Annotated in this window: 22 protein-coding genes; 15 read left to right on the top strand and 7 right to left on the bottom strand. The window is 48.4% G+C overall.

Annotation, left to right across the window (positions count from 1 at the left end; translation table 11 throughout):
* Positions 1–44: 44 nt before the first annotated feature.
* From P403_RS0104925 to P403_RS16645, 5 genes are read left to right on the top strand one after another with little or no spacing between them, the layout of a single operon-like run.
* The gene (locus P403_RS0104925; protein WP_029331418.1) at positions 45–401 is read left to right on the top strand and encodes a flagellar protein FlaG; all 357 of its coding nucleotides are present in this window, start codon (positions 45–47) and stop codon (positions 399–401) included.
* 18 nt (positions 402–419) lie between these two features.
* The gene (gene fliD, locus P403_RS0104920) at positions 420–1,964 is read left to right on the top strand and encodes a flagellar filament capping protein FliD (RefSeq protein WP_029331416.1); all 1,545 of its coding nucleotides are present in this window, start codon (positions 420–422) and stop codon (positions 1,962–1,964) included.
* Positions 1,965–1,979: 15 nt separating this feature from the next.
* Positions 1,980–2,348, top strand: coding sequence for a flagellar export chaperone FliS (gene fliS / locus P403_RS0104915; RefSeq protein WP_029331414.1), 369 nt, complete (start codon positions 1,980–1,982; stop codon positions 2,346–2,348).
* Positions 2,345–2,698: a hypothetical protein gene (locus tag P403_RS0104910; RefSeq protein ID WP_029331412.1), complete on the top strand. Its 354-nt coding sequence runs from the start codon at positions 2,345–2,347 to the stop codon at positions 2,696–2,698. The genes fliS and P403_RS0104910 overlap by 4 nt, the downstream gene beginning before the upstream one ends.
* 27 nt (positions 2,699–2,725) lie before the next feature.
* Entirely contained in the window at positions 2,726–2,902 is a 177-nt protein-coding gene (locus P403_RS16645; protein ID WP_167331090.1) for a hypothetical protein, read from the top strand.
* A 105-nt stretch (positions 2,903–3,007) separates the two neighbouring features.
* Here the strand turns inward: P403_RS16645 and P403_RS0104900 are convergent, their stop codons facing one another.
* From P403_RS0104900 to P403_RS0104870, 7 genes are all read right to left on the bottom strand, one after another.
* The gene (locus P403_RS0104900; protein ID WP_029331410.1) at positions 3,008–3,676 is read right to left on the bottom strand and encodes a DUF2225 domain-containing protein; all 669 of its coding nucleotides are present in this window, start codon (positions 3,674–3,676) and stop codon (positions 3,008–3,010) included.
* 27 nt (positions 3,677–3,703) lie between these two features.
* Positions 3,704–4,144 carry a YaaR family protein gene (locus tag P403_RS0104895; protein WP_029331409.1) on the bottom strand — a complete coding sequence of 147 codons (441 nt, stop codon included), beginning with the start codon at positions 4,142–4,144 and terminating at the stop codon, positions 3,704–3,706.
* 18 nt (positions 4,145–4,162) lie between these two features.
* Entirely contained in the window at positions 4,163–5,056 is an 894-nt protein-coding gene (locus tag P403_RS0104890) for a flagellin N-terminal helical domain-containing protein (protein WP_029331407.1), read from the bottom strand.
* A complete protein-coding gene (locus P403_RS0104885) occupies positions 5,056–5,448 on the bottom strand; it encodes a flagellar protein FliS (protein ID WP_029331406.1) in 393 nt (130 codons plus the stop codon). The genes P403_RS0104890 and P403_RS0104885 overlap by 1 nt, the downstream gene beginning before the upstream one ends.
* A complete protein-coding gene (locus tag P403_RS0104880; protein ID WP_029331404.1) occupies positions 5,448–5,735 on the bottom strand; it encodes an EscU/YscU/HrcU family type III secretion system export apparatus switch protein in 288 nt (95 codons plus the stop codon). The genes P403_RS0104885 and P403_RS0104880 overlap by 1 nt, the downstream gene beginning before the upstream one ends.
* 9 nt (positions 5,736–5,744) lie before the next feature.
* Positions 5,745–7,589 (bottom strand): hypothetical protein, encoded by a 1,845-nt coding sequence (locus tag P403_RS0104875; protein ID WP_029331403.1) that lies wholly within the window; start codon positions 7,587–7,589, stop codon positions 5,745–5,747.
* Between the two features lie 93 nt (positions 7,590–7,682).
* Positions 7,683–8,189, bottom strand: a complete 507-nt coding sequence (locus tag P403_RS0104870; protein WP_029331402.1) for a competence protein ComK — start codon at positions 8,187–8,189, stop codon at positions 7,683–7,685.
* Positions 8,190–8,438: 249 nt separating this feature from the next.
* Here P403_RS0104870 and P403_RS0104865 point away from each other — a divergent pair, with 249 nt between their 5' ends.
* The 10 genes from P403_RS0104865 (at position 8,439) to P403_RS0104820 (ending at position 18,543) form a co-directional block, all read left to right on the top strand.
* Positions 8,439–8,639 (top strand): cold shock domain-containing protein, encoded by a 201-nt coding sequence (locus P403_RS0104865; protein ID WP_029331401.1) that lies wholly within the window; start codon positions 8,439–8,441, stop codon positions 8,637–8,639.
* 281 nt (positions 8,640–8,920) lie between these two features.
* Positions 8,921–9,484, top strand: a complete 564-nt coding sequence (hpf, locus tag P403_RS0104860; RefSeq protein WP_026827559.1) for a ribosome hibernation-promoting factor, HPF/YfiA family — start codon at positions 8,921–8,923, stop codon at positions 9,482–9,484.
* Between the two features lie 218 nt (positions 9,485–9,702).
* Positions 9,703–12,222: a preprotein translocase subunit SecA gene (secA, locus tag P403_RS0104855; RefSeq protein ID WP_029331393.1), complete on the top strand. Its 2,520-nt coding sequence runs from the start codon at positions 9,703–9,705 to the stop codon at positions 12,220–12,222.
* 67 nt (positions 12,223–12,289) lie between these two features.
* Complete coding sequence (gene prfB, locus P403_RS0104850) at positions 12,290–13,390, top strand: peptide chain release factor 2 (RefSeq protein ID WP_034800913.1); 1,101 nt, start codon at positions 12,290–12,292, stop codon at positions 13,388–13,390.
* A gap of 57 nt (positions 13,391–13,447) precedes the next feature.
* The gene (locus P403_RS0104845) at positions 13,448–13,951 is read left to right on the top strand and encodes a GNAT family N-acetyltransferase (RefSeq protein ID WP_029331389.1); all 504 of its coding nucleotides are present in this window, start codon (positions 13,448–13,450) and stop codon (positions 13,949–13,951) included.
* Positions 13,952–14,054: 103 nt separating this feature from the next.
* Positions 14,055–14,924: a YitT family protein gene (locus tag P403_RS0104840; RefSeq protein WP_029331387.1), complete on the top strand. Its 870-nt coding sequence runs from the start codon at positions 14,055–14,057 to the stop codon at positions 14,922–14,924.
* A gap of 110 nt (positions 14,925–15,034) precedes the next feature.
* Positions 15,035–15,397, top strand: a complete 363-nt coding sequence (gene cccB, locus P403_RS0104835) for a cytochrome c551 (protein WP_029331386.1) — start codon at positions 15,035–15,037, stop codon at positions 15,395–15,397.
* Between the two features lie 200 nt (positions 15,398–15,597).
* Entirely contained in the window at positions 15,598–16,284 is a 687-nt protein-coding gene (gene ftsE / locus P403_RS0104830) for a cell division ATP-binding protein FtsE (RefSeq protein WP_029331385.1), read from the top strand.
* Positions 16,274–17,173: a permease-like cell division protein FtsX gene (gene ftsX, locus P403_RS0104825; protein ID WP_029331384.1), complete on the top strand. Its 900-nt coding sequence runs from the start codon at positions 16,274–16,276 to the stop codon at positions 17,171–17,173. Before ftsE ends, ftsX begins: the two co-directional genes overlap by 11 nt.
* A 38-nt stretch (positions 17,174–17,211) precedes the next feature.
* Positions 17,212–18,543, top strand: a complete 1,332-nt coding sequence (locus P403_RS0104820) for a peptidoglycan DD-metalloendopeptidase family protein (RefSeq protein ID WP_029331382.1) — start codon at positions 17,212–17,214, stop codon at positions 18,541–18,543.
* Positions 18,544–18,553: the final 10 nt, after the last annotated feature.

The following is an 18,553-nucleotide window of genomic DNA, read 5'->3' as shown; positions in this document are numbered from 1 at the left end:
TGGACCGATATACTAAATAGAGAATAAATAAGGAGTGTTTGTCTATGAATTCCATCAATACGGAAATTCGGCTTCACCTGCCTGCAAATGTCTTGCCTTACGAAGCAACGCGGAACGTCTTCGTTGAAGCGAATCAAGAGGAACTGGCGCAAGACGGAATCGTCATCTTACCGACGCCGCAACATGTAACGAAACTTGAGACGGCGATTGATAAAGCAAATTTACAATTAGAAACGCAGCGCACCGGTCTAAAGTTTGTCAAACATGAAAAACTGAATGAATTTTACATTCAAGTCGTTGATACGAACAACAATGTCGTGCAAGAAATCCCAAGTAAAAAAGAGTTGGATTTTTTTGCGGCATTCATGGAATTTAATCAACTGATCGATAAACGGATTTAACGGGAAAGGACTGATTGGATGGCAGGACTTCGGATAAGTGGTCTCGCAAGTGGGATTGATACAGAAACGATGATTAAACAATTGATGCAGGCGGAACGGGCACCCGTCGATCGCTTAGCGCAAAAGAAACAAACCTTGACGTGGCAACGCGATGCCTACCGTGAGATGAATCGGGGATTACTTGAGTTACGGACAGCTGCGAGCGACATGTTGTTATCAAAAAACTATATGTCAAAGACCGTCACGAGTTCTGATACGTCAAAGGTTTCGGTAACGGCAAGTCCAGCTGCAACTACTGGGAGTGTCACAATTGATAAAGTAGGTCAATTGGCATCATCAGCTTCTGTTACGATGAAGACTGTGCCTGGACAAGCAGGTAGTACGACGCTTGCTGATAGTGGCTTATTTACTGCCGACGGCAACGGTAAAATAAACGTTCAAATCAACACTTTTTCTGCCGACGGAACCGCAGTCAGTGAAACACTTTCGCTTGATTCGACGCAAACACTCACTGACTTGACGGCAGCAATCAATAGTAAAACAAGCCTTGGTATGAGTGCAGTTTACAATGACCTTACCGGGAAACTCGTCATGACAAAAACAAGTACTGGAAAACTTAATCCGAGTGGAGCTGATATCTCAATTACAGATGCTAATACAGCAATTGAAAAGGTGAATTCAGCAGATCCTGTTTTAGGGAAAGACGGAAAGAATGCTAAGTATACGATTGGTGGACAGGAACTGGAACAACGAACAAATACATTTTCACAAAATGGTCTGACAATTACTTTGAATGGTACGTCGGATTCACCAATCACACTCAACACAAAAGTTGATACGCAGGCTAACTTCGATTCCATCAAAAAATTTGTCGATAAATATAACGACATGATTGATAAGATGAACAAAAAAGTCAACGAAGAGAAGTATCGTGACTTCCAACCTTTGACAGATGATCAGCGGAAAGAATTGAGTGAAGACGAAGTCAAGAAGTGGGAAGAAAAAGCGATGAGTGGCGTCTTAAAGAATGATAGTTTCTTGCGCGATGGAATGAATTCATTCCGCAGTGCAATCTCATCGAAAATTGACACCGGATATACGTACCAGTCAGGAACGGACACGATTGCTCTAAACTACATGTCGCAAATCGGAATTACGACGACAAGTGATTTCCGCGACGGTGGCAAACTTAAAATTGACGAAACGAAACTCAAGAAAATGCTGGAGGAACAACCAGAAGGTGTCTATAAGCTATTTACGGCGGATGCTCCCGATGGAACTTCTACAAGCGGAAGTGGGTTAGATGGGTTTGCGCGGCAAATTCAAGGGTTTGCGACATCGATGCGCGATAAAGTTTCGAAGGTCGCTGGGCTTGATGGTGCTGTTGCAACGACATACCGACTCGGGAAATCACTTGCTGACGTCGATAAGAGTATCCTTTCTTGGGAAGATAAACTAACAAAAAAAGAAAATGCCTATTATCGTCGTTTTGCGGCAATGGAACAGGCGATGAACCAAGCGAATAGTCAATCAGCGACACTTGCGAATTACTTAGGACAATAAGGAGGACTTCAGACGATGAACCCATATGCAACGTACCAATCAAATTCGGTTACAACAGCATTGCCACAAGATTTAACGTTGATGCTCTATGAAGGGCTGATTAAGTTCGCGATGCTTTCGAAACGGTCGATCGAGCAGGGACTGATCGAACAAAAAAATACGAACATCCAAAAGGCGCAGGCCATCATTATGGAATTACAACTGACATTAAATAAATCAATTTCCCTATCGACAGACTTGAACAATCTGTACGACTATATGCAAAACCGTCTTGTCGATGCAAATGTCAAAAACGATGTCGTTGCAATCGATGAAGTGATTGGGTTCGCGGAAGAATTCCGTGAGACGTGGAAAGAAGCGATGAAGCTCGCGCGTCAGCGATGAGTCCACTCAATCCGCTGCGCCTGAAGACGAAACACTTGATGGAATTGCTTGAGCAGACACCGGAAGAGGAAGTCTATGACGAATGGCTCAGCAAGATTCAAAATTTGCTGAATGAACGGGAAGCGTTCATTGCCGCTCATTCGAACTTACTTGCCGGTGCCAACCAGGCGGTCATTCAAGAACTCGTCGCGGAAAGTCGGAAACTGGACTTGAAATTATCCGAAGAAACCGCTAAATTAGGGGTACAAATCAATCAACTCCGACAGACGAAAATCAGTCGGAAATCGTATATCGACCCGTACGAAGAAGTAGAAGGTAGTTTTTCACCATATTTTGATTCTCGTCAGTAACTTTCTTATTTTAGGGAGGGATCTTGCGTGACTAAACGTGAAGAGAAAAAACGTACTGTGCCAAAACCGTTTTACCGATCGGATGGTTCGTATGATCAATTCATCGAACCGGACGTCGAGTCAGAATCTTGGGAAGAAGCAGAACGCCCGATTTCTGACGAACCGGACGTCTATGAAGAAGAAAAATATCGACGTGAGTCGTAACAAAAGGGCATCCGTGATGGATATCCTTTTCTAATTAAATAAGCCACCTGATTCGCAGTTGTAAAAGCGAGTCAGGTGGCTTATTTTTGTTGGCGAATAGTCGATTTAGACAGAGTGCCGTTCACGATAGAGTTCCCAATGTTCTCGGGCGTCTTTTTTGATCCGGTCAGATATTTTTTGACTTTGGAAGATGAGGCTGTACCATTGCTTCGCATCATCCGTCCGCTCGAGACTTGCATAAAGATCTGCAATCCGCAGTAGCAAAACATCATGGGGAATACCAGTCCGGACGGCGTCTGTATAATCCAGATAAAGCGCTTCGTACTTCTCGACCGCCCGCTCCATCCAAAGCACTTCCTGCTCTTTATTTTCTAGCAATCGGTTTAACCAGGCGAGTCGGACGCCAAGCATCGCTTGGATGCTGTCTTTTTGTTTTGTCACTTGCGCCGTGTAGAGGCAGAGCTTATAGAGCTGCAAGGCCTGCTCTGCTGTCCGCTCCGTCGCTGCGAAGGGTAAGACGGGCAGTGAAGGCAAAATGTTCGTCTCGAGTGTCTCACGCGTGTCCGGACGTAGTTTCTCGAAGGCTTCATGAAAGATGAACCGGCAATGTATGCACTGGACTGGTTCATAATAATAGACGTTCGGGCCCTCATAGTGAATAAATCCATCTAAGTCTGTTCTTTTAATTCGGATGTGTCGACTCAAAACACGTTTCGTCTCCGTCTCCTTCAGACAATACGTACATTTACACTTTTTTGAATAGATTTCGGCCATGGTACTGGCTCCTTTAACTGATTGAGTTTAGACGAAGACGTTGACGAGCATCCCTTTGATTTCCCCGACTTGATCGAGGATATCAAGGCGGCGTGATTCGCCGGAGATGACGGTGTTCGTCAGTTCGAGTAACTTCGCGTCGACCTGTTCGACGACTTTATAGATTTTCGTCCGTCCGCGCCGATTGAAGCCGCGTTTTTCCTCAAGCTGTTGCGATTGATCAAGGGCGTCTTTTAGGAAGTCCTTGATTTTCTCTTTGTAGCTCTCGAGGTTCTCGATCGTCTGGCTCTCGGCGAGCAATTGTCCATGCTCTTCGACGAGCGTCAATTTTTGCTGAAGCCGCTCGTACCCTTTATGTTCACGTTTATCTTGCATCAACGCAGAAAACGTCGTCGACGCCTCGACCTCGCGTGGTCCGGTCTTCGGTGTCTGCAGGCGGCTCGTTTCTTGGATGCGCCGGATATCCATGGCTGTCGTCCTCCTTGATTAGTTGAGTAGTTGTAAGACGCCTTGCGGTAAGGAGTTCGCTTGGGCGATCATCGCCATTCCGGATTGGTTCAAGATGTTGTATTTTGCATATTCCATCATCTCGCGCGCCATATCCGTATCGCGAATCCGTGACTCCGATGCCGTCAAATTTTCTTTACTGACGCTGAGAACGGACGACATCGCTTCGAAGCGGTTTTGGATGGCGCCGAGTTTCGACCGTTGCGCTGAAATCGTATCAATCGCTTGGGTATAACGGCTGATCGCATCATTCGCATCCTGCTCTGTCATCACGCTGAGCGCATATTCGGGTGTACCAGCGACGCTCGGGACATCAAGCTTGCGGACGTCGGCGTTCGGCTGGGTAGTCGAGCTGATGCCGATACTTTGCGCCCGCACGTCGTCGATCGTCAAGGAAATGCCTTCGTTTGCTCCGGCATTCGTCTGGATGAAGATGGCATTGTCTTCCGTGCTGAAGTTTCCTGTCAACAAATCTTTGCCGTTGAACTGGGTCGTTGTTGCAATCCGTGAGACTTCATTTGTCAGCTGGTTGATCTCTTCTTGGATTGCTGTCCGGTCCTCGGACGCCAGTGTCCCGTTGCCGGCCTGGACGGCGAGCTCGCGCATCCGTTGTAATAAGTTATGGGTTTCGCTCATTCCGCCTTCAAGCGTTTGGACCATCGAGATGCCGTCGAGGACGTTTTGTTCGGCTTTATCGAGCGCTTTGAGACGGTTTCGCATTTTCTCAGAGATGGCGAGACCGGCTGCATCGTCCGCTCCGCGGTTGATTTTTTGACCGCTTGATAGTTTATCCATCGTCGTTTTGACGTTTGTCTGGTTAGCGCTTAAGTTTCGGTACGCTTTGAGTGCTTGTACGTTATTGGTGATCCGCATTAATAATCCATCCCTTCATACCGTTCATGGTGTGCCGCCCGGACGAGCGGTCGTTCTTTTTTCAGACTGGCGGCTTGCCACGTGACGAGTAATTCTTCTGCGAGTTGGAGCAGTTTGTCTAACACAAGTGGTGTCCGGTAGGCCTGTAATGTCTGGTCTGCTAAGTAGTGATAAAGGGCGTCGAGTTGCGCGGTGATGATGCCACCGTCGTCATTTAGACCTGCCTGAAGTTTCATTAAGAGTTGATAGACTTTTTGTAATCGTTCGTTGACTTCATCGAACCGGTGTTCATCGCGGGCGAGTAACGACCGGTCGTATTGTAGGACGAGTCCTTGCAGCATCGTTTCCGTTAATTGTTGCGGTGTCATTTGAAACAGTTCTTGTTCTGTCATCAGTCCCGTCCTTTCGCGTGATCGAGTTCTTCAATCAACAATAATAATTCTGCCATCACATCATAAAGTTGCGGCGGGATGGCTGTTCCGAGATCAAGGTCAAGTAAGTGTCCGAGCAGCGACGTATCGTGTTCAATCGCGACACCACTGGCGCGCGCTTCCTGTAGAATCCTGTCGGCGGCTTGTCCGGTCGCCCGGGCAACGACGATTGGCGCACTGCCTGCTTGTTCATCATACCGCAGGACGGCAGCGGATTTCCGATGTTTTAAATCGATTTTTTGATACATGGCTCCTCCTTAAATCCGGTAATCATAGCCGGCAGGTGTGTCGGCTGGTTTAACAGGTTCTTCCGTTACGTGTTCTTTCGTGAACGGACTGAAGCGAATCCGGACGTCTTGAAAGCCGGTCGCGGCTAAAGCGTCGGTCGTCCGCTCGAGGAACGGCGTCGCCAGCCGTTCGAGAATCGGTAAATCATTTTCGATCGTGATCTGCATCTTGCGGTTGACCGTTTCGACGCGGACGCTGATGTCGCCGAGCCGCGGTGTCTCAAGCTGGACATAAAGTGTATTGTTTTCCCAGTCGATCACTTCGTCCGGGCGTTTGTTTTGCAGGTGGACGTGTAAGCCGGCCGTCCCTTCGACGAGTTGGACGGGCAGGGCGAGCAACAATTGTTGCAGCTGTTGACTGGCATCCGGTTTATTGACTTGCTGTTGTGTCGTCAGGAACGTTTGCAGCTTTGCTGCTTCCGGGTTCGCGGCTGGTGTCGCGAGCTTCAACTCGGCCGTCTGCAGTTGGAGTGTCTTTTGAACCGTCTCCTGTAAGACGCGCGGGCTGTTTTGGCTTGGTTCATATGGCAGCGGGCGGCTCGATGTTTGTGAGGACTGTGTTTGTCCGCTGACAGGACGAACCGGTTGATTGAGCTCCGGTAAGTACGCCGTCCGGACGTTCGCCGGTGTGAAGCGGAACGCTTCGAACCCGACCCTTACTTCCTGGAGAAGTACTTTTGCTTCCGTCCCGCGACCAGTCGTGGCAAGATCGGCACCGCGCTCCAGTTTCGAGAGCCACTGAATCAATTGTTTTTCGTCACGCATCGATGTATGGAGCATCGCATCCGTCTGTTGGAACGTTTGACGAAGCCGGTTCGCCGTACTCTCGATGACTTGTGCCATCTGAGCCGGACGCCCTTCAACGAGCGGTTCAATCTGTTTAAGTTGCGAGACAATCGTTCGCTGATTGCTCCGGAAGTCGTTCGTCATCTCGGCCAGTCGTGGCGTGACTTCGCGGACGACGGTCAACGCCGACCGGGCGGGTTCCGTCGTCTGGCGCGCAGCGGTCAATGCCGTTAACTGCTCGAGCTTCGTCGGTTCCGGCGCTTCGAGCGTGACGGGGAAATGCGGGCGCAGTTGCTCCCGTGCCTGTGTCAACGCACCGCGTTCGATCGTTTCGACAATCGCGCCTTGCTCGTTCAGGGGCAGGTGGTTCACGATTTGTCGAAGTCTTGGCGCATTCGCTTGCTCGATGTCTGCTTGTGTCGGCAAGGTCGTTCGAGCAACGTCGAGCGCGATGGCCGTGCCGAGTGTCGGTTTATCGACGACGGCCTGACGTTCCGGTAACAGGTCGACGAGTGAATCCGTTTCAGTCAGCAGGCTGCTGATCAACGCATCGACGTCTGTCGGCAAGGCACTGTCGGAAGGGCGTGAGACGAGAGCGACGACAAGATCTTTGTATGTGCCTTGGAGAGCGGCGACGAGCCGGGCGACGGTTTCCTTCGTTTGCGGCAATTGTCCTGTCGCAAGCAGTCGGGCGACAGCCTGTTTTAAGTCTTGTGGCAATTCGTCGAGCAAGGTCGGATCGATGCCAGTTGCATCGGTCTTGACGGAGCCTGCCGGCGCTGTGTCCGGGGTATCCGTCAACTGTTCAATCAAATAGCCTTCTGCTGTCGCTCCCTTTACCTTAAACTGGAAGTCTCCTGTTGGGACGTCACCTGTGAACGTCATCTCGATTTGGTCGCGTCCGACTTGGACGAGCGCTGTATGTGGACCCGTTTTTTCAAGGACGGTCCCACTATACGTCTTTTTGTCGGACAATGTCGTCGGTGGCGACGGAACGGCCGGACTATTTGGTTGCAACTGGATGTTCATCGAGGCACCTCCTGTTTCATAATTTCTTCATCTTATTATATATCGGCATAAACAAAAAAGGATTGAGCGAAATTATCGCCCAACCCGTTTTTTTTAATGTTTGATTGAATTAAAGCGTTCCTCTAGTGTCATCGCGTTCAATTGTTGGTAACGAGCCATCAGCTCGCCAGTTGCTTTCATTTGGTTACGGACGATGTAAGGAGAGGCGTTTACAGGAAGGATCATGCCATTACGAGTTTGGAGTTTCGTTTGTCCGTCTTCCTCGATGACGTCGGACATGTGGCTCCAGGCGTACCACTCGCAATCATCACGTTTTGGTGATTTCGTAGGGAAAAAGACAAGACCGAGCGTCGGTTCGATGACGACTGGAACTTTTCCTTTGACGGAAGCGACACGTTTTGCTGTGACGATCCGTTCCTCGATGGAACTGTTGTACTGCCTGCAAGATAGCTGCAGGAGTTGATACGGACGAAGCGGGGTCATGATCGTTGAGCCGTCTTCTAGGACGATGATGGACTGTTTCATCATGTCGTAGCAGGGCAAAATAGCAATGGTTTTTCTGGTGATTTTGTACTTTTCGTCATTTTGGAATGGTCGCATTCGACTACATCCTCCTCAATAGGACAATGGATAAAACAGGTAAATACTAAATATATAATACAATATTACAAATGTAATGACAATGTAATTTTTTGAAATTTAGAACAATGAAATAGACATCAAATTCTTTCGGAGAATTACTAATAGAATAATCAGAATTTTCAATTGTCAATAATTCCTTCTTTTGATAGACTAAGCGGTAGAGAGCTTGCTCTCGAACTCTGGTTTGCGAAGGGAACGTGAATTCGAATGGAACAAGGTAAAGTAAAATGGTTTAATGCTGAAAAGGGTTACGGCTTCATCGAGACATCGGACGCAAAAGACATTTTCGTCCACTTCTCAGCAATTCAAGCAGACGGCTATAAGTCACTTGAAGAAGGCGAAGAAGTTGAGTTTGAAGTCGTTGACGGCGATCGTGGCCCACAAGCTGCGAACGTATCAAAACTTTAATCCGAATAGCAGCCGCCACCGTCTTTAGGCATTGTCTAAAGGCGGTTTTTTTGTTTCGATTTAGTTTCGTAAGGGTATATACGCTAATATCAACACGTAAAACAATTATAGTACGCTAAAGATTAAGGAGGATGTTCAACAGAATGTCATCGTTTTCATTTCCTTGTATCATTTATCGTGGTATAATAAATACGAATCAAAAGAATTTTGAATCTTCAGAAGGAAACGACTGAAGTTTATCGAATTCATAGGTTCAACCGGTTACTTAAGGAGGAGTTTACATGATCTACAACATTCGCGGTGAAAACTTGGACGTCACAGATGCTCTCAAGGATTACGTCGAGAAAAAGCTTGAAAAGTTAACTCGTTATTTTACAACTCCTACGGAAGCGCAGACGGCTTATGTCAATCTCAAAGTCAACAATGAGAAACAAAAAGTCGAAGTGACGATTCCAATGCCAAATCTCTTGCTTCGTGCAGAGGATGTAAATGGCGACATGTACGCAGCAATCGACCTCGTCGTCGACAAGCTCGAACGTCAAATCCGGAAACATAAAACGAAAATCAACCGGAGAGGACGCGCCAAAGAAGGCGGCATTGGCGAATACTTCAAAACGCTCGAAGGACCGGAGGCAGAAGCACCTGTCTACGAAGAGGATGAAGCGGAACTCGAACTCGTTCGAACAAAACGTTTCACACTCAAGCCGATGGATACGGAAGAAGCGATTCTTCAAATGGATATGCTCGGTCACACGTTCTTCGTCTTCTCAGACGCTGAAACGGGTAACACGAACGTCGTTTACCGTCGAAAAGATGGTCGTTACGGCTTGATTGAACCAGAATAATGAATGTACAAGGGACTCGCTCTTAGGAGTGGGTCCCTTTTTGATATGTTAGAAAACTATATCTTTAGTCGATGCGTATGCTACATAGATCGAACAGGACGAGACGTCACGTCGTCCGCTTGTTGAAATTTGACGCTGTATTCGGTACACTGAATAAAGGAAAAATCTCGGAATTCTGTTCATATAAAGAATCGTTCGAAGTAAGGGGACTGTATGGCATGGCTAATTTTCTAAAAGAGTTATTCGCACCGACGAAACGTGTCCTGAAAAAAGCAGAAAAAGTGGCAGACGCCGTCGAAGCATTCGAGGAACAAATGGGTGCTTTATCAGATCAAGAATTAGAAGGTAAGGTGGTAGAGTTCCGGACGCGTCTTGCGGGCGGAGAAGATTTAGATGATATCTTACCGGAAGCATTCGCCGTCTGTCGTGAAGTATCGACGCGTGTCTTAGGCATGCGCCATTATCGTGTCCAGTTAATTGGGGGCTATGTCCTTCACAACGGTGATATTGCTGAAATGAAGACAGGGGAAGGGAAAACGCTTGTCGCGACGCTTCCTGTCTATTTGAATGCACTCGCCGGCAATGGCGTTCACGTCATCACCGTCAACGAATACTTGGCGAAACGTGACCGTGACATCATGGAGCCGCTCTATGCGGCGCTCGGTCTATCGGTCGGGTTGAACCTGTCAAGCATGTCGCGTCAAGAAAAACAAGCAGCCTATAGCTGTGATATCACGTACGGAACGAACAATGAGTTCGGTTTCGACTACTTGCGTGACAACATGGTCCTGTATAAAGAAGACCGCGTTCAACGTCCGCTTTCTTATGCTGTCGTCGATGAAGTCGACTCGATCCTCGTCGATGAAGCACGGACACCGTTGATTATTTCAGGTTCTGCTGAGAAATCGACGGCCCTCTACTCACAAGCAGATACGTTCGCGAAGATGATGAAGGCAGATGAAGACTATACGGTCGACATCAAAACGAAAAGTGTGCTCTTGACGGAGCAAGGCATCGACCGCGCTGAAAAGTACTTCGGCATCGACAACTTGTTTGGACTTGAACACGTCGCACTGAACCATCACTTGAGTCTTGCGCTCCGTGCAAATTCCGTCATGCACCGCGACGTCGACTACATGATTCGGGAAGATGAGGTCATGATCATCGACCAATTCACGGGTCGTGTCATGGAAGGACGTCGTTACTCAGAAGGACTGCACCAAGCGATTGAAGCAAAAGAAGGCGTCGAGATTCAACGTGAGTCGATGACACTAGCGACGATCACGTATCAAAACTTCTTCCGGATGTATACGAAGCTTGCCGGGATGACTGGTACGGCGAAGACCGAGGAAGAAGAGTTCCGGAATATCTACAACATGCATGTCGTTCCCGTTCCGACGAATAAGCCCGTCATCCGTAACGATCAGCCTGATTTGATTTTCAAGACGATGAACGGGAAATTCGCTGCTGTTGCAGACGAAATCGAACGTGCCAACCGCGAAGGACAACCGGTCCTCGTCGGTACGGTCGCCGTCGAAACGTCTGAGCTCCTCAGCGGGATTCTCAAAAAGCGCGGCATCCGCCACGAAGTCTTGAACGCGAAAAACCATGCCCGGGAAGCAGAAATCATCGAGAACGCGGGACAAGCGAACTCGGTCACGATTGCGACGAACATGGCAGGACGCGGTACCGACATCAAGCTCGGTGCAGGCGTCATCGAAAAAGGCGGTCTTTACATTCTCGGGACAGAGCGTCACGAATCACGCCGGATCGATAACCAGTTACGTGGTCGGGCCGGTCGTCAAGGTGACCCGGGGGCATCCCAGTTCTACCTTTCACTTGAAGATGAATTGATGCGCCGTTTCGGCTCCGATTCCCTGCAATCGATGATGGATCGTCTTGGAATGGACGACTCGCAACCAATCGAAAGCCGGATGGTCTCACGTGCCGTCGAGTCCGCTCAAAAACGGGTCGAAGGAAATAACTTCGACGCACGGAAACAAGTTCTCGGTTACGATAACGTCATGGCTGATCAACGGAAAGTCATGTACGCGGACCGGGCAGCGATCCTTGACGCCCAGTCTGTCTCAGACATCGTTCGTCCAATGATGGAACAAACGATTGAATCCGGTGTGCATCAGTACACGCCAATCGAGTTCGTACCGGAAGAGTGGAGCATCGGTGCACTCGCGGACTGGGCGAACCAGACACTTGCCGTCGAAGAAAAAGTGACGGAACAAGAGTTGTTCGGCAAAGAACGCGAAGAAATCATCGAACTGCTCAAAGAGCGGACGTTCGCACACTACGAAAACAAACGGTCGGAAGTACCGGCTGAAGCATTTGACGAGTTTGAAAAAGTCATCGTCTTACGTGCCGTCGACCAACACTGGATGAACCACATCGATCAGATGGATCAGTTGCGTGAAGGGATTCATCTCCGCGCTTACGGTCAAAACGATCCGCTGCGAGAATACCAGTCAGAAGGTTCAATGATGTTCGATACGATGAACGCGGCGATCGCGGAAGAAGTGACACAATTCGTCCTTCGTGCCGATCTTGACCCGAACTTGAAACGCGAAAAAGTCGTCAAGGACGAAGTTGCCGTCTCAGGCAAAGAGGACAAGGTCATCAAAAAAGCGCCTGTCCGCAAAAATCCGAACGACCAAATCGGACGCAACGACCCATGTTGGTGCGGATCCGGTAAAAAATATAAGAACTGTCACGGCCGTCAGGCATAAGTGATGAATCGACTGAAAGAGGCGGGAGATTCCTGCCTCTTTTGACGGAAAGAGAAGGTGGAACACAATGGAATTAGCAGAAATACGCAACACCGCCGAGTGGATGGAGAAGAAACTCGGAGAATATAAGGCATCGCTTGATTTAGAAACGAAGATTTCCCGGATTGAAGAGCTCGAAAACGAGATGACGTTCCCGGACTTCTGGAACAATCAAGAAGAAGCACAAAAAGTCATTGACGAGTCGAACGGTTTAAAAGCGATGGTCGATAAGTACCAACACCTCGCCGATGGACACGAAAACATCGTCTTGACGTATGAATTGATTAAAGAAGAGCCAGACGTCGAGTTACAAGAAGAACTCGAGTCGGAACTCGGTGACATCAAACAGAAGTTCGACGAGTTTGAATTACAAATCTTGTTGAACGGCGAATATGACGCAAATAACGCAATCCTTGAGTTGCACCCGGGTGCGGGTGGGACCGAGTCGCAAGACTGGGCTTCGATGTTACTCCGGATGTACCAACGTTTCTGCGACAAACAGGGCTGGAAAGTCGAGACAATGGACTACCAACCAGGTGATGAAGCCGGTGTTAAATCGGTCACGCTCCGTATTCAAGGGCACAATGCCTATGGATATTTGAAAGCGGAAAAAGGGATTCACCGTCTTGTCCGGATCTCGCCATTTGATTCGTCAGGCCGCCGTCATACGTCGTTCGTTTCATGTGACGTCATGCCAGAGTTCAACGATGACATCGATATCGACATTCGGACGGAAGACCTCCGTGTCGATACGTACCGCGCGTCAGGTGCCGGTGGACAGCACATCAATACGACCGACTCAGCCGTCCGGATCACGCACGTGCCGACGGGCGTCGTCGTCTCGTGTCAACAAGAGCGTTCGCAGATCAAGAACCGTGAAGCGGCGATGAAGATGTTGAAAGCGAAACTCTACCAACGTGAAATCGAAGAGAAACAAAAGAAACTCGACGAAATCCGTGGTGAAAAATCGGATATCGCCTGGGGTAGCCAAATTCGTTCATACGTCTTCCACCCATACAGCATGGTCAAAGATCACCGGACGAACTACGAAGTCGGGAATACGCAAGGGGCAATGGATGGAGACATCATGGGCTTCATCGATGCCTACCTTCGTTTACTCAATATGTAAGAAGCACCTACCGTCGACGGTCAAGTCGGCGGTTTTTTTCAAAAAGGAGGACATGAGATGATCATTCGTCAGGAAAAATTTAAGGATGCAGCCGCGATTCGCCGCGTGCATGAAGCGGCGTTCGAACAAGCGGCTGAAGCGGATTTAGTCGACGCCTTACGGGAAGACGACGAGGCGGCACCACGTTTCAGCCGGGTCGCCGTCGCCGACCGGGGTGAAATCGTCGGGCACGTCTTGTTGAGCCGGATTTACATCGAGGACGTCCCGTCGCTCGCATTGGCGCCGGTCGGCGTCATGCCGGTCTGGCAACGTAAAGGCATTGGATCAGAATTAATCCGCCAAGTCATCGAGGACGCTCGGGAAGCAGGGGAACAGCATATCGTCGTGCTCGGTCACGACAGTTATTATCCGCAGTTCGGATTCGAACGGTCGATCGATTACGGGATTGAAGCACCATTCCCGGTCCCGGCTGAAGTATTTCTCGTCATGCCGCTCGTCCGAAATGGCTTAACGGGCGTCAAAGGGACGGTCCGTTATCCGAAACCCTTTAGTGCGGTATAAGAGAACCACTGCGAGTTGGTCGGACGGGCTAGTCGTCACTTCCCTTTTTGCGCTAAAATAAAAAACGGGTTCTAGATTTTAAGGTAAGGGGAAATGCAACGCCATGACATCAACGCGTCAGGAAGTCGTTCGCGACTATGTTTATTTATTATTAGGTTCATTATTCGTCGCCAGTGCGTTCAGTCTGTTTCTCGCACCGAATCAACTCGCCTCAGGAGGCGTCAGTGGGTTATCAATTGTCTTGAATGATTTATTCGGGATTTCACCCGGACTGTTCCAGCTCGTTGCGAACGTCCTATTGCTCGCAATCGGCTGGATGATTCTCGGGATGGGGTTCGGCGTCAAGTCACTCGTCGGATCGATTTTTTTGCCCGTCGTCATCTTGATTTATGAACGGTTCGAGGTCCCGGCAGCGACGATGAATCCGATGCTCGCTGCGATTTTTGGCGGGGCCGGCGTCGGAATCGGACTCGGTCTGATTTTTAAAGGTCGGGCGTCGACCGGCGGGATGGATTTAATCGCCCAGATTTTACACCGGTTTACGAAGTTACCGATTCATTTGTGCATTGCCTTGCTTGACGGGACAATCGTCATCAGTGCCGCGATTATCTTCTCGCTCGAAATTGGTCTGTATGCGCTCGTCGCTTTGTTCATCACGATTAAGATGATTGATATCGTCCAGCTCGGAATCACGAACGATAAGCTGGCCTACATCATTTCTGATCAACGGGAAGCCCTTGTTAAAGAGATTTTCCAGACACTCGATCGCGGGGCAACGGAAATCGAGGCAGCGGGTGCCTATACACGGAAACGGAAACCGATGCTGATGGTCGTCGTCCGTCAAGGTGAAATCACGACGTTGAAAGAAATCGTCAAACACATTGATCCGGAAGCGTTCCTTGTCGTCAGTGAGGCCCATGAAGTACTCGGGCTTGGCTTCACGGATGACAAACGGTATCACAATGTTCCGTAAACACATCGAAAACGTGAAGTTTTTGTGAAATCACGCTTAGAAAACATCAAGAACGGTTATACTCTAATAGGTAAGAACGTTGATTGGTATTTTTTAAGGGGGGTATACGGATGAAGTTAAAAAATCTTTTACTCGCGGCAGGACTTGGCGCGACACTCGTACTCGGCGCTTGCGGCAGTGATGATTCTAGTTCTTCGGATACAACGAAAGAAGACACATCGATGAATGATGATTCTTCAAAAACAGAAACAGCGGTCGACGCGGAAAAAATCTTCGCGAATAACTGTGCCTCATGTCACGGTAACAATTTAGAAGGAAATGTTGGACCAAACTTAACAAAAGTCGGTTCAAAGTATTCGTCTGAAGAGATCCAGGACATCATCAAGAACGGTAAAGGGCAAATGCCTGCCGGAATCCTGAAAGAGGACGAAGAAATCGTTGCTGTTGCTGATTGGTTAGCAGAAAAGAAATAATCATAACTATGTGAAAGTATGGGATAAGAGATGACAGACACGACATGTGTTCGTCATTTCTTATCCCTTTTTTTATGAAAATCAGCCGGAATTGACATTTGATTGTAATGTGGTTTTTTTTTATGACTGTTATAATGGAAATCGGTAGGTTTTAAGACCTAGCTGATCACCCCCAGTAATCAAATAAGGATGTGAAGTAAGTGATCAAGATGCAACAAGTTAGTAAAATATACCCGAACGGAGTCACTGCACTTCGTGAGGTCAATTTGACGATCAATCAAGGTGAGTTCGTCTATATCGTTGGACCTTCTGGAGCCGGCAAATCAACATTCATGAAGATGATGTACCGCGAAGAGAAACCGACGAGCGGTTCATTTTTGTTTAAAGGAATCGAAGTCGGTAAATTAAAAAACCGTCAAATTCCAGAACTCCGTCGCCAAATCGGCGTCATCTTCCAAGACTTTAAACTCCTCCCGTCACTGACGGTGTATGAAAATGTCGCATTCGCACTCGAAGTTGTCGGAGACGATAAAGCGCAAATCCGTAAAAAAGTAAACGAGGTCCTCGATCTCGTCAAACTCAAACATAAAGCACGGAACTATCCGGATGAGTTATCGGGTGGGGAACAACAACGGATTTCGATTGCCCGAGCAATCGTCAATCGTCCGTCACTCGTCATCGCTGATGAGCCGACGGGAAACTTAGACCCCGATACGGCATTGGATATCATGGAGGTCTTCGAAGAGATTTATCGCCGTGGGACAACGGTCGTAATGGCGACACACAATCGAGACATCGTTAACAAAATGCGTCATCGCGTACTGGCGATTGACGGTGGAAAAATCGTCCGTGACGAAGAGAAAGGAATGTACGGCTATGAAGTTTAATGGATTCCGTCATTTACGGGAAGGGTCGAAAGGTCTTGTCCGAAACGGCTGGATGACATTCGCCTCTGTCAGTGCCGTAACCGTGACATTATTACTCGTCGGAATTTTCGCGATGGTCATGTTCAACGTCAACAAGATTTCAGACAACGTCGAAAAAGACGTCGAAATTCAAGTGTTCGTCGAACGCGAGGCCGATCAAGCAAAAATCGACGCCGTTGGTTCAAAATTAGAACAGATGCCGGGTGTCGCGTCTGTCCGGTATAGTTCAAAAGAAGATGAACTGAATCGTTTTAAAGAACAGTTAGGAGAAGGATCGCAGGCATACCAGTCGGTCGAGAAGGATAACCCGCTTCACGATCGCTACATCGTCAAAGCAACTTCCCCAAATGAGACAGAAACTATTGCAAATACAGTCAAAAAAATGGAAAATATAGATAGTGTCGAGTATGGCGAAGATTACGTCGAGAAGATGTTCAACTTCCTTGAAGGGGTACGCGTCGGTGGAATCATCTTAATTGTCGGTCTGACCTTCATGGCGATGTTCCTCATCTCGAATACGATCAAAGTAACGATTTTCTCGCGTCGTCGGGAAATCGAAATCATGCGTCTCGTTGGAGCGAAAAACGGCTTCATCCGTGCACCGTTCTTCGTCGAGGGACTCTTGATGGGTGTACTCGGAGCATTGATTCCAATCGCTGTCGTCTATTTTGGTTATGAAGTGACATACAATGCCCTTCAACCACAACTCGTATCTTTAAATGCATCAATCTTTAACTTGATTCCACCAGGTGAACTATCCGTTCAAGTCGCATTGATTTTACTTGCGCTCGGTGCCTTCATCGGAGTATGGGGATCAACGACGTCACTCGGACGTTTCTTAAAAGTATAAGTTACGCAAAAACAAAATATAGAGGAGAGATGCTTCTCATGAAGGTTCGATTCTGTTCAGCTGTGCTCAGCTTGGCCCTGGTTGGTTCAAGTGTATCCGTTCACGCCGTGTCTAAAGAAGAATTGTTGAAGGAACAACAGGAGGTCGAGTCCCGTCTGCAAGAGACGGAACGATCACAGAATCAGACATCTGAGAAGTTAATCTTGACGAAAAAAGAACGCCGCCTCGCAGAGGAGCGTTTGGATGAAGTCAACAGCCGTTTGGATGATTTAGCGAGTGAAATTGCAGATCAACAAGCGGCTGTTTCTGCATCAAAAGAAGAGTTGCAAGCGATCGAAGAAGCGATTAAACAAACATTGTCCGAGTTACGGGCGCAGGAAGATTTACTTGGGAACCGGCTTCGTGCCGTTCAGCGGGATGGCGACATCAAATACATCGAAGTGTTGCTCGACTCAAAAGATTTTGGCGATTTAATCTCACGTTTTAGTACTGTCAGTGAAATCATTAAACAAGATGATGGTGTTTTGAATGCCTATAAAGCAAATGTCATGGAATTGACGGAGCAACGCGCAAGTCAAGAACTCATCCTCGGTCAGCTTAAAAAAGACCAACGGAAACTGTTGATTCTGCAGACGCGGATCATCGCGGAATCTGAGTTGAAACGAAAATTGGTCGTCCAATTGAACGATCAGGTCAAACAATTGAAGCAGGAGCAGTTCACGAAGGCGGAAGAAGCCCAAATCTTAGCGGATCAGCAACAATTGATTAGCACGCAACTGACGGAACTCGAAGAAGCAGCACGTGCCGCTGAACAAGCAAAGATAAAGGCGGAAGCAGAACGTCGCGCCCGTATCGAGGCGAAACGTGAGCAAGCGGAAGCGGACGACACGCAGGCGGCGGACCGGACGACATCGCCAACGACGAAAAAACAGCCGGTACCATCTGCGACGGATCATGCAAAGCCATTTCAATTACCTGTCTCCGGTTACGTGTCCAGCCCGTTCGGTCCACGGAACAATCCGTTGACCGGCAAGTCAGAGATTCATACGGGCATCGATCTCGTCAATGCTAAAGGAACACCGATTCAGGCAGCGGCAGGTGGTATCGTCCTGCGCGCCGGAAGTGCGACAGGATACGGGAATGTCGTGATGATCACCCATCTCATCGACGGGAAAGTCTGGACGACGGTTTACGGACATCTTGATTCCGTCGCCGTGAAGGCAGGGCAAACGGTCATGCCGGGGACGGTCATCGGAAAGTTAGGTTCGACAGGTTGGTCGACTGGTCCTCATCTTCACTTTGAGATTCATCAAGGGGAGTGGGCGGTCGGACAACCGAATGCGGTCGATCCAGCCCCGTACATCTTTTGATTGACCTATA

The sequence above is a fragment of the Exiguobacterium oxidotolerans JCM 12280 genome (assembly GCF_000702625.1).
GTDB lineage: Bacteria > Bacillota > Bacilli > Exiguobacteriales > Exiguobacteriaceae > Exiguobacterium_A > Exiguobacterium_A oxidotolerans.
Note: the sequence above shows the minus strand (reverse complement) of the source record. Positions and strands in the feature narration are given on the sequence as shown.

Bases quoted from the DNA above. Each gene is read 5' to 3' on its own strand.
- P403_RS0104925 (WP_029331418.1), top strand. From the start codon at position 45: ATGAATTCCATCAATACGGAAATTCGGCTTCACCTGCCTGCAAATGTC.
- fliD (WP_029331416.1), top strand. From the start codon at position 420: ATGGCAGGACTTCGGATAAGTGGTCTCGCAAGTGGGATTGATACAGAA.
- fliS (WP_029331414.1), top strand. From the start codon at position 1,980: ATGAACCCATATGCAACGTACCAATCAAATTCGGTTACAACAGCATTG.
- P403_RS0104910 (WP_029331412.1), top strand. From the start codon at position 2,345: ATGAGTCCACTCAATCCGCTGCGCCTGAAGACGAAACACTTGATGGAA.
- P403_RS0104900 (WP_029331410.1), bottom strand. From the start codon at position 3,676: ATGGCCGAAATCTATTCAAAAAAGTGTAAATGTACGTATTGTCTGAAG.
- P403_RS0104895 (WP_029331409.1), bottom strand. From the start codon at position 4,144: ATGGATATCCGGCGCATCCAAGAAACGAGCCGCCTGCAGACACCGAAG.
- P403_RS0104890 (WP_029331407.1), bottom strand. From the start codon at position 5,056: ATGCGGATCACCAATAACGTACAAGCACTCAAAGCGTACCGAAACTTA.
- P403_RS0104885 (WP_029331406.1), bottom strand. From the start codon at position 5,448: ATGACAGAACAAGAACTGTTTCAAATGACACCGCAACAATTAACGGAA.
- P403_RS0104880 (WP_029331404.1), bottom strand. From the start codon at position 5,735: ATGTATCAAAAAATCGATTTAAAACATCGGAAATCCGCTGCCGTCCTG.
- P403_RS0104875 (WP_029331403.1), bottom strand. From the start codon at position 7,589: ATGAACATCCAGTTGCAACCAAATAGTCCGGCCGTTCCGTCGCCACCG.
- P403_RS0104870 (WP_029331402.1), bottom strand. From the start codon at position 8,189: ATGCGACCATTCCAAAATGACGAAAAGTACAAAATCACCAGAAAAACC.
- P403_RS0104865 (WP_029331401.1), top strand. From the start codon at position 8,439: ATGGAACAAGGTAAAGTAAAATGGTTTAATGCTGAAAAGGGTTACGGC.
- hpf (WP_026827559.1), top strand. From the start codon at position 8,921: ATGATCTACAACATTCGCGGTGAAAACTTGGACGTCACAGATGCTCTC.
- secA (WP_029331393.1), top strand. From the start codon at position 9,703: ATGGCTAATTTTCTAAAAGAGTTATTCGCACCGACGAAACGTGTCCTG.
- prfB (WP_034800913.1), top strand. From the start codon at position 12,290: ATGGAATTAGCAGAAATACGCAACACCGCCGAGTGGATGGAGAAGAAA.
- P403_RS0104845 (WP_029331389.1), top strand. From the start codon at position 13,448: ATGATCATTCGTCAGGAAAAATTTAAGGATGCAGCCGCGATTCGCCGC.
- P403_RS0104840 (WP_029331387.1), top strand. From the start codon at position 14,055: ATGACATCAACGCGTCAGGAAGTCGTTCGCGACTATGTTTATTTATTA.
- cccB (WP_029331386.1), top strand. From the start codon at position 15,035: ATGAAGTTAAAAAATCTTTTACTCGCGGCAGGACTTGGCGCGACACTC.
- ftsX (WP_029331384.1), top strand. From the start codon at position 16,274: ATGAAGTTTAATGGATTCCGTCATTTACGGGAAGGGTCGAAAGGTCTT.
- P403_RS0104820 (WP_029331382.1), top strand. From the start codon at position 17,212: ATGAAGGTTCGATTCTGTTCAGCTGTGCTCAGCTTGGCCCTGGTTGGT.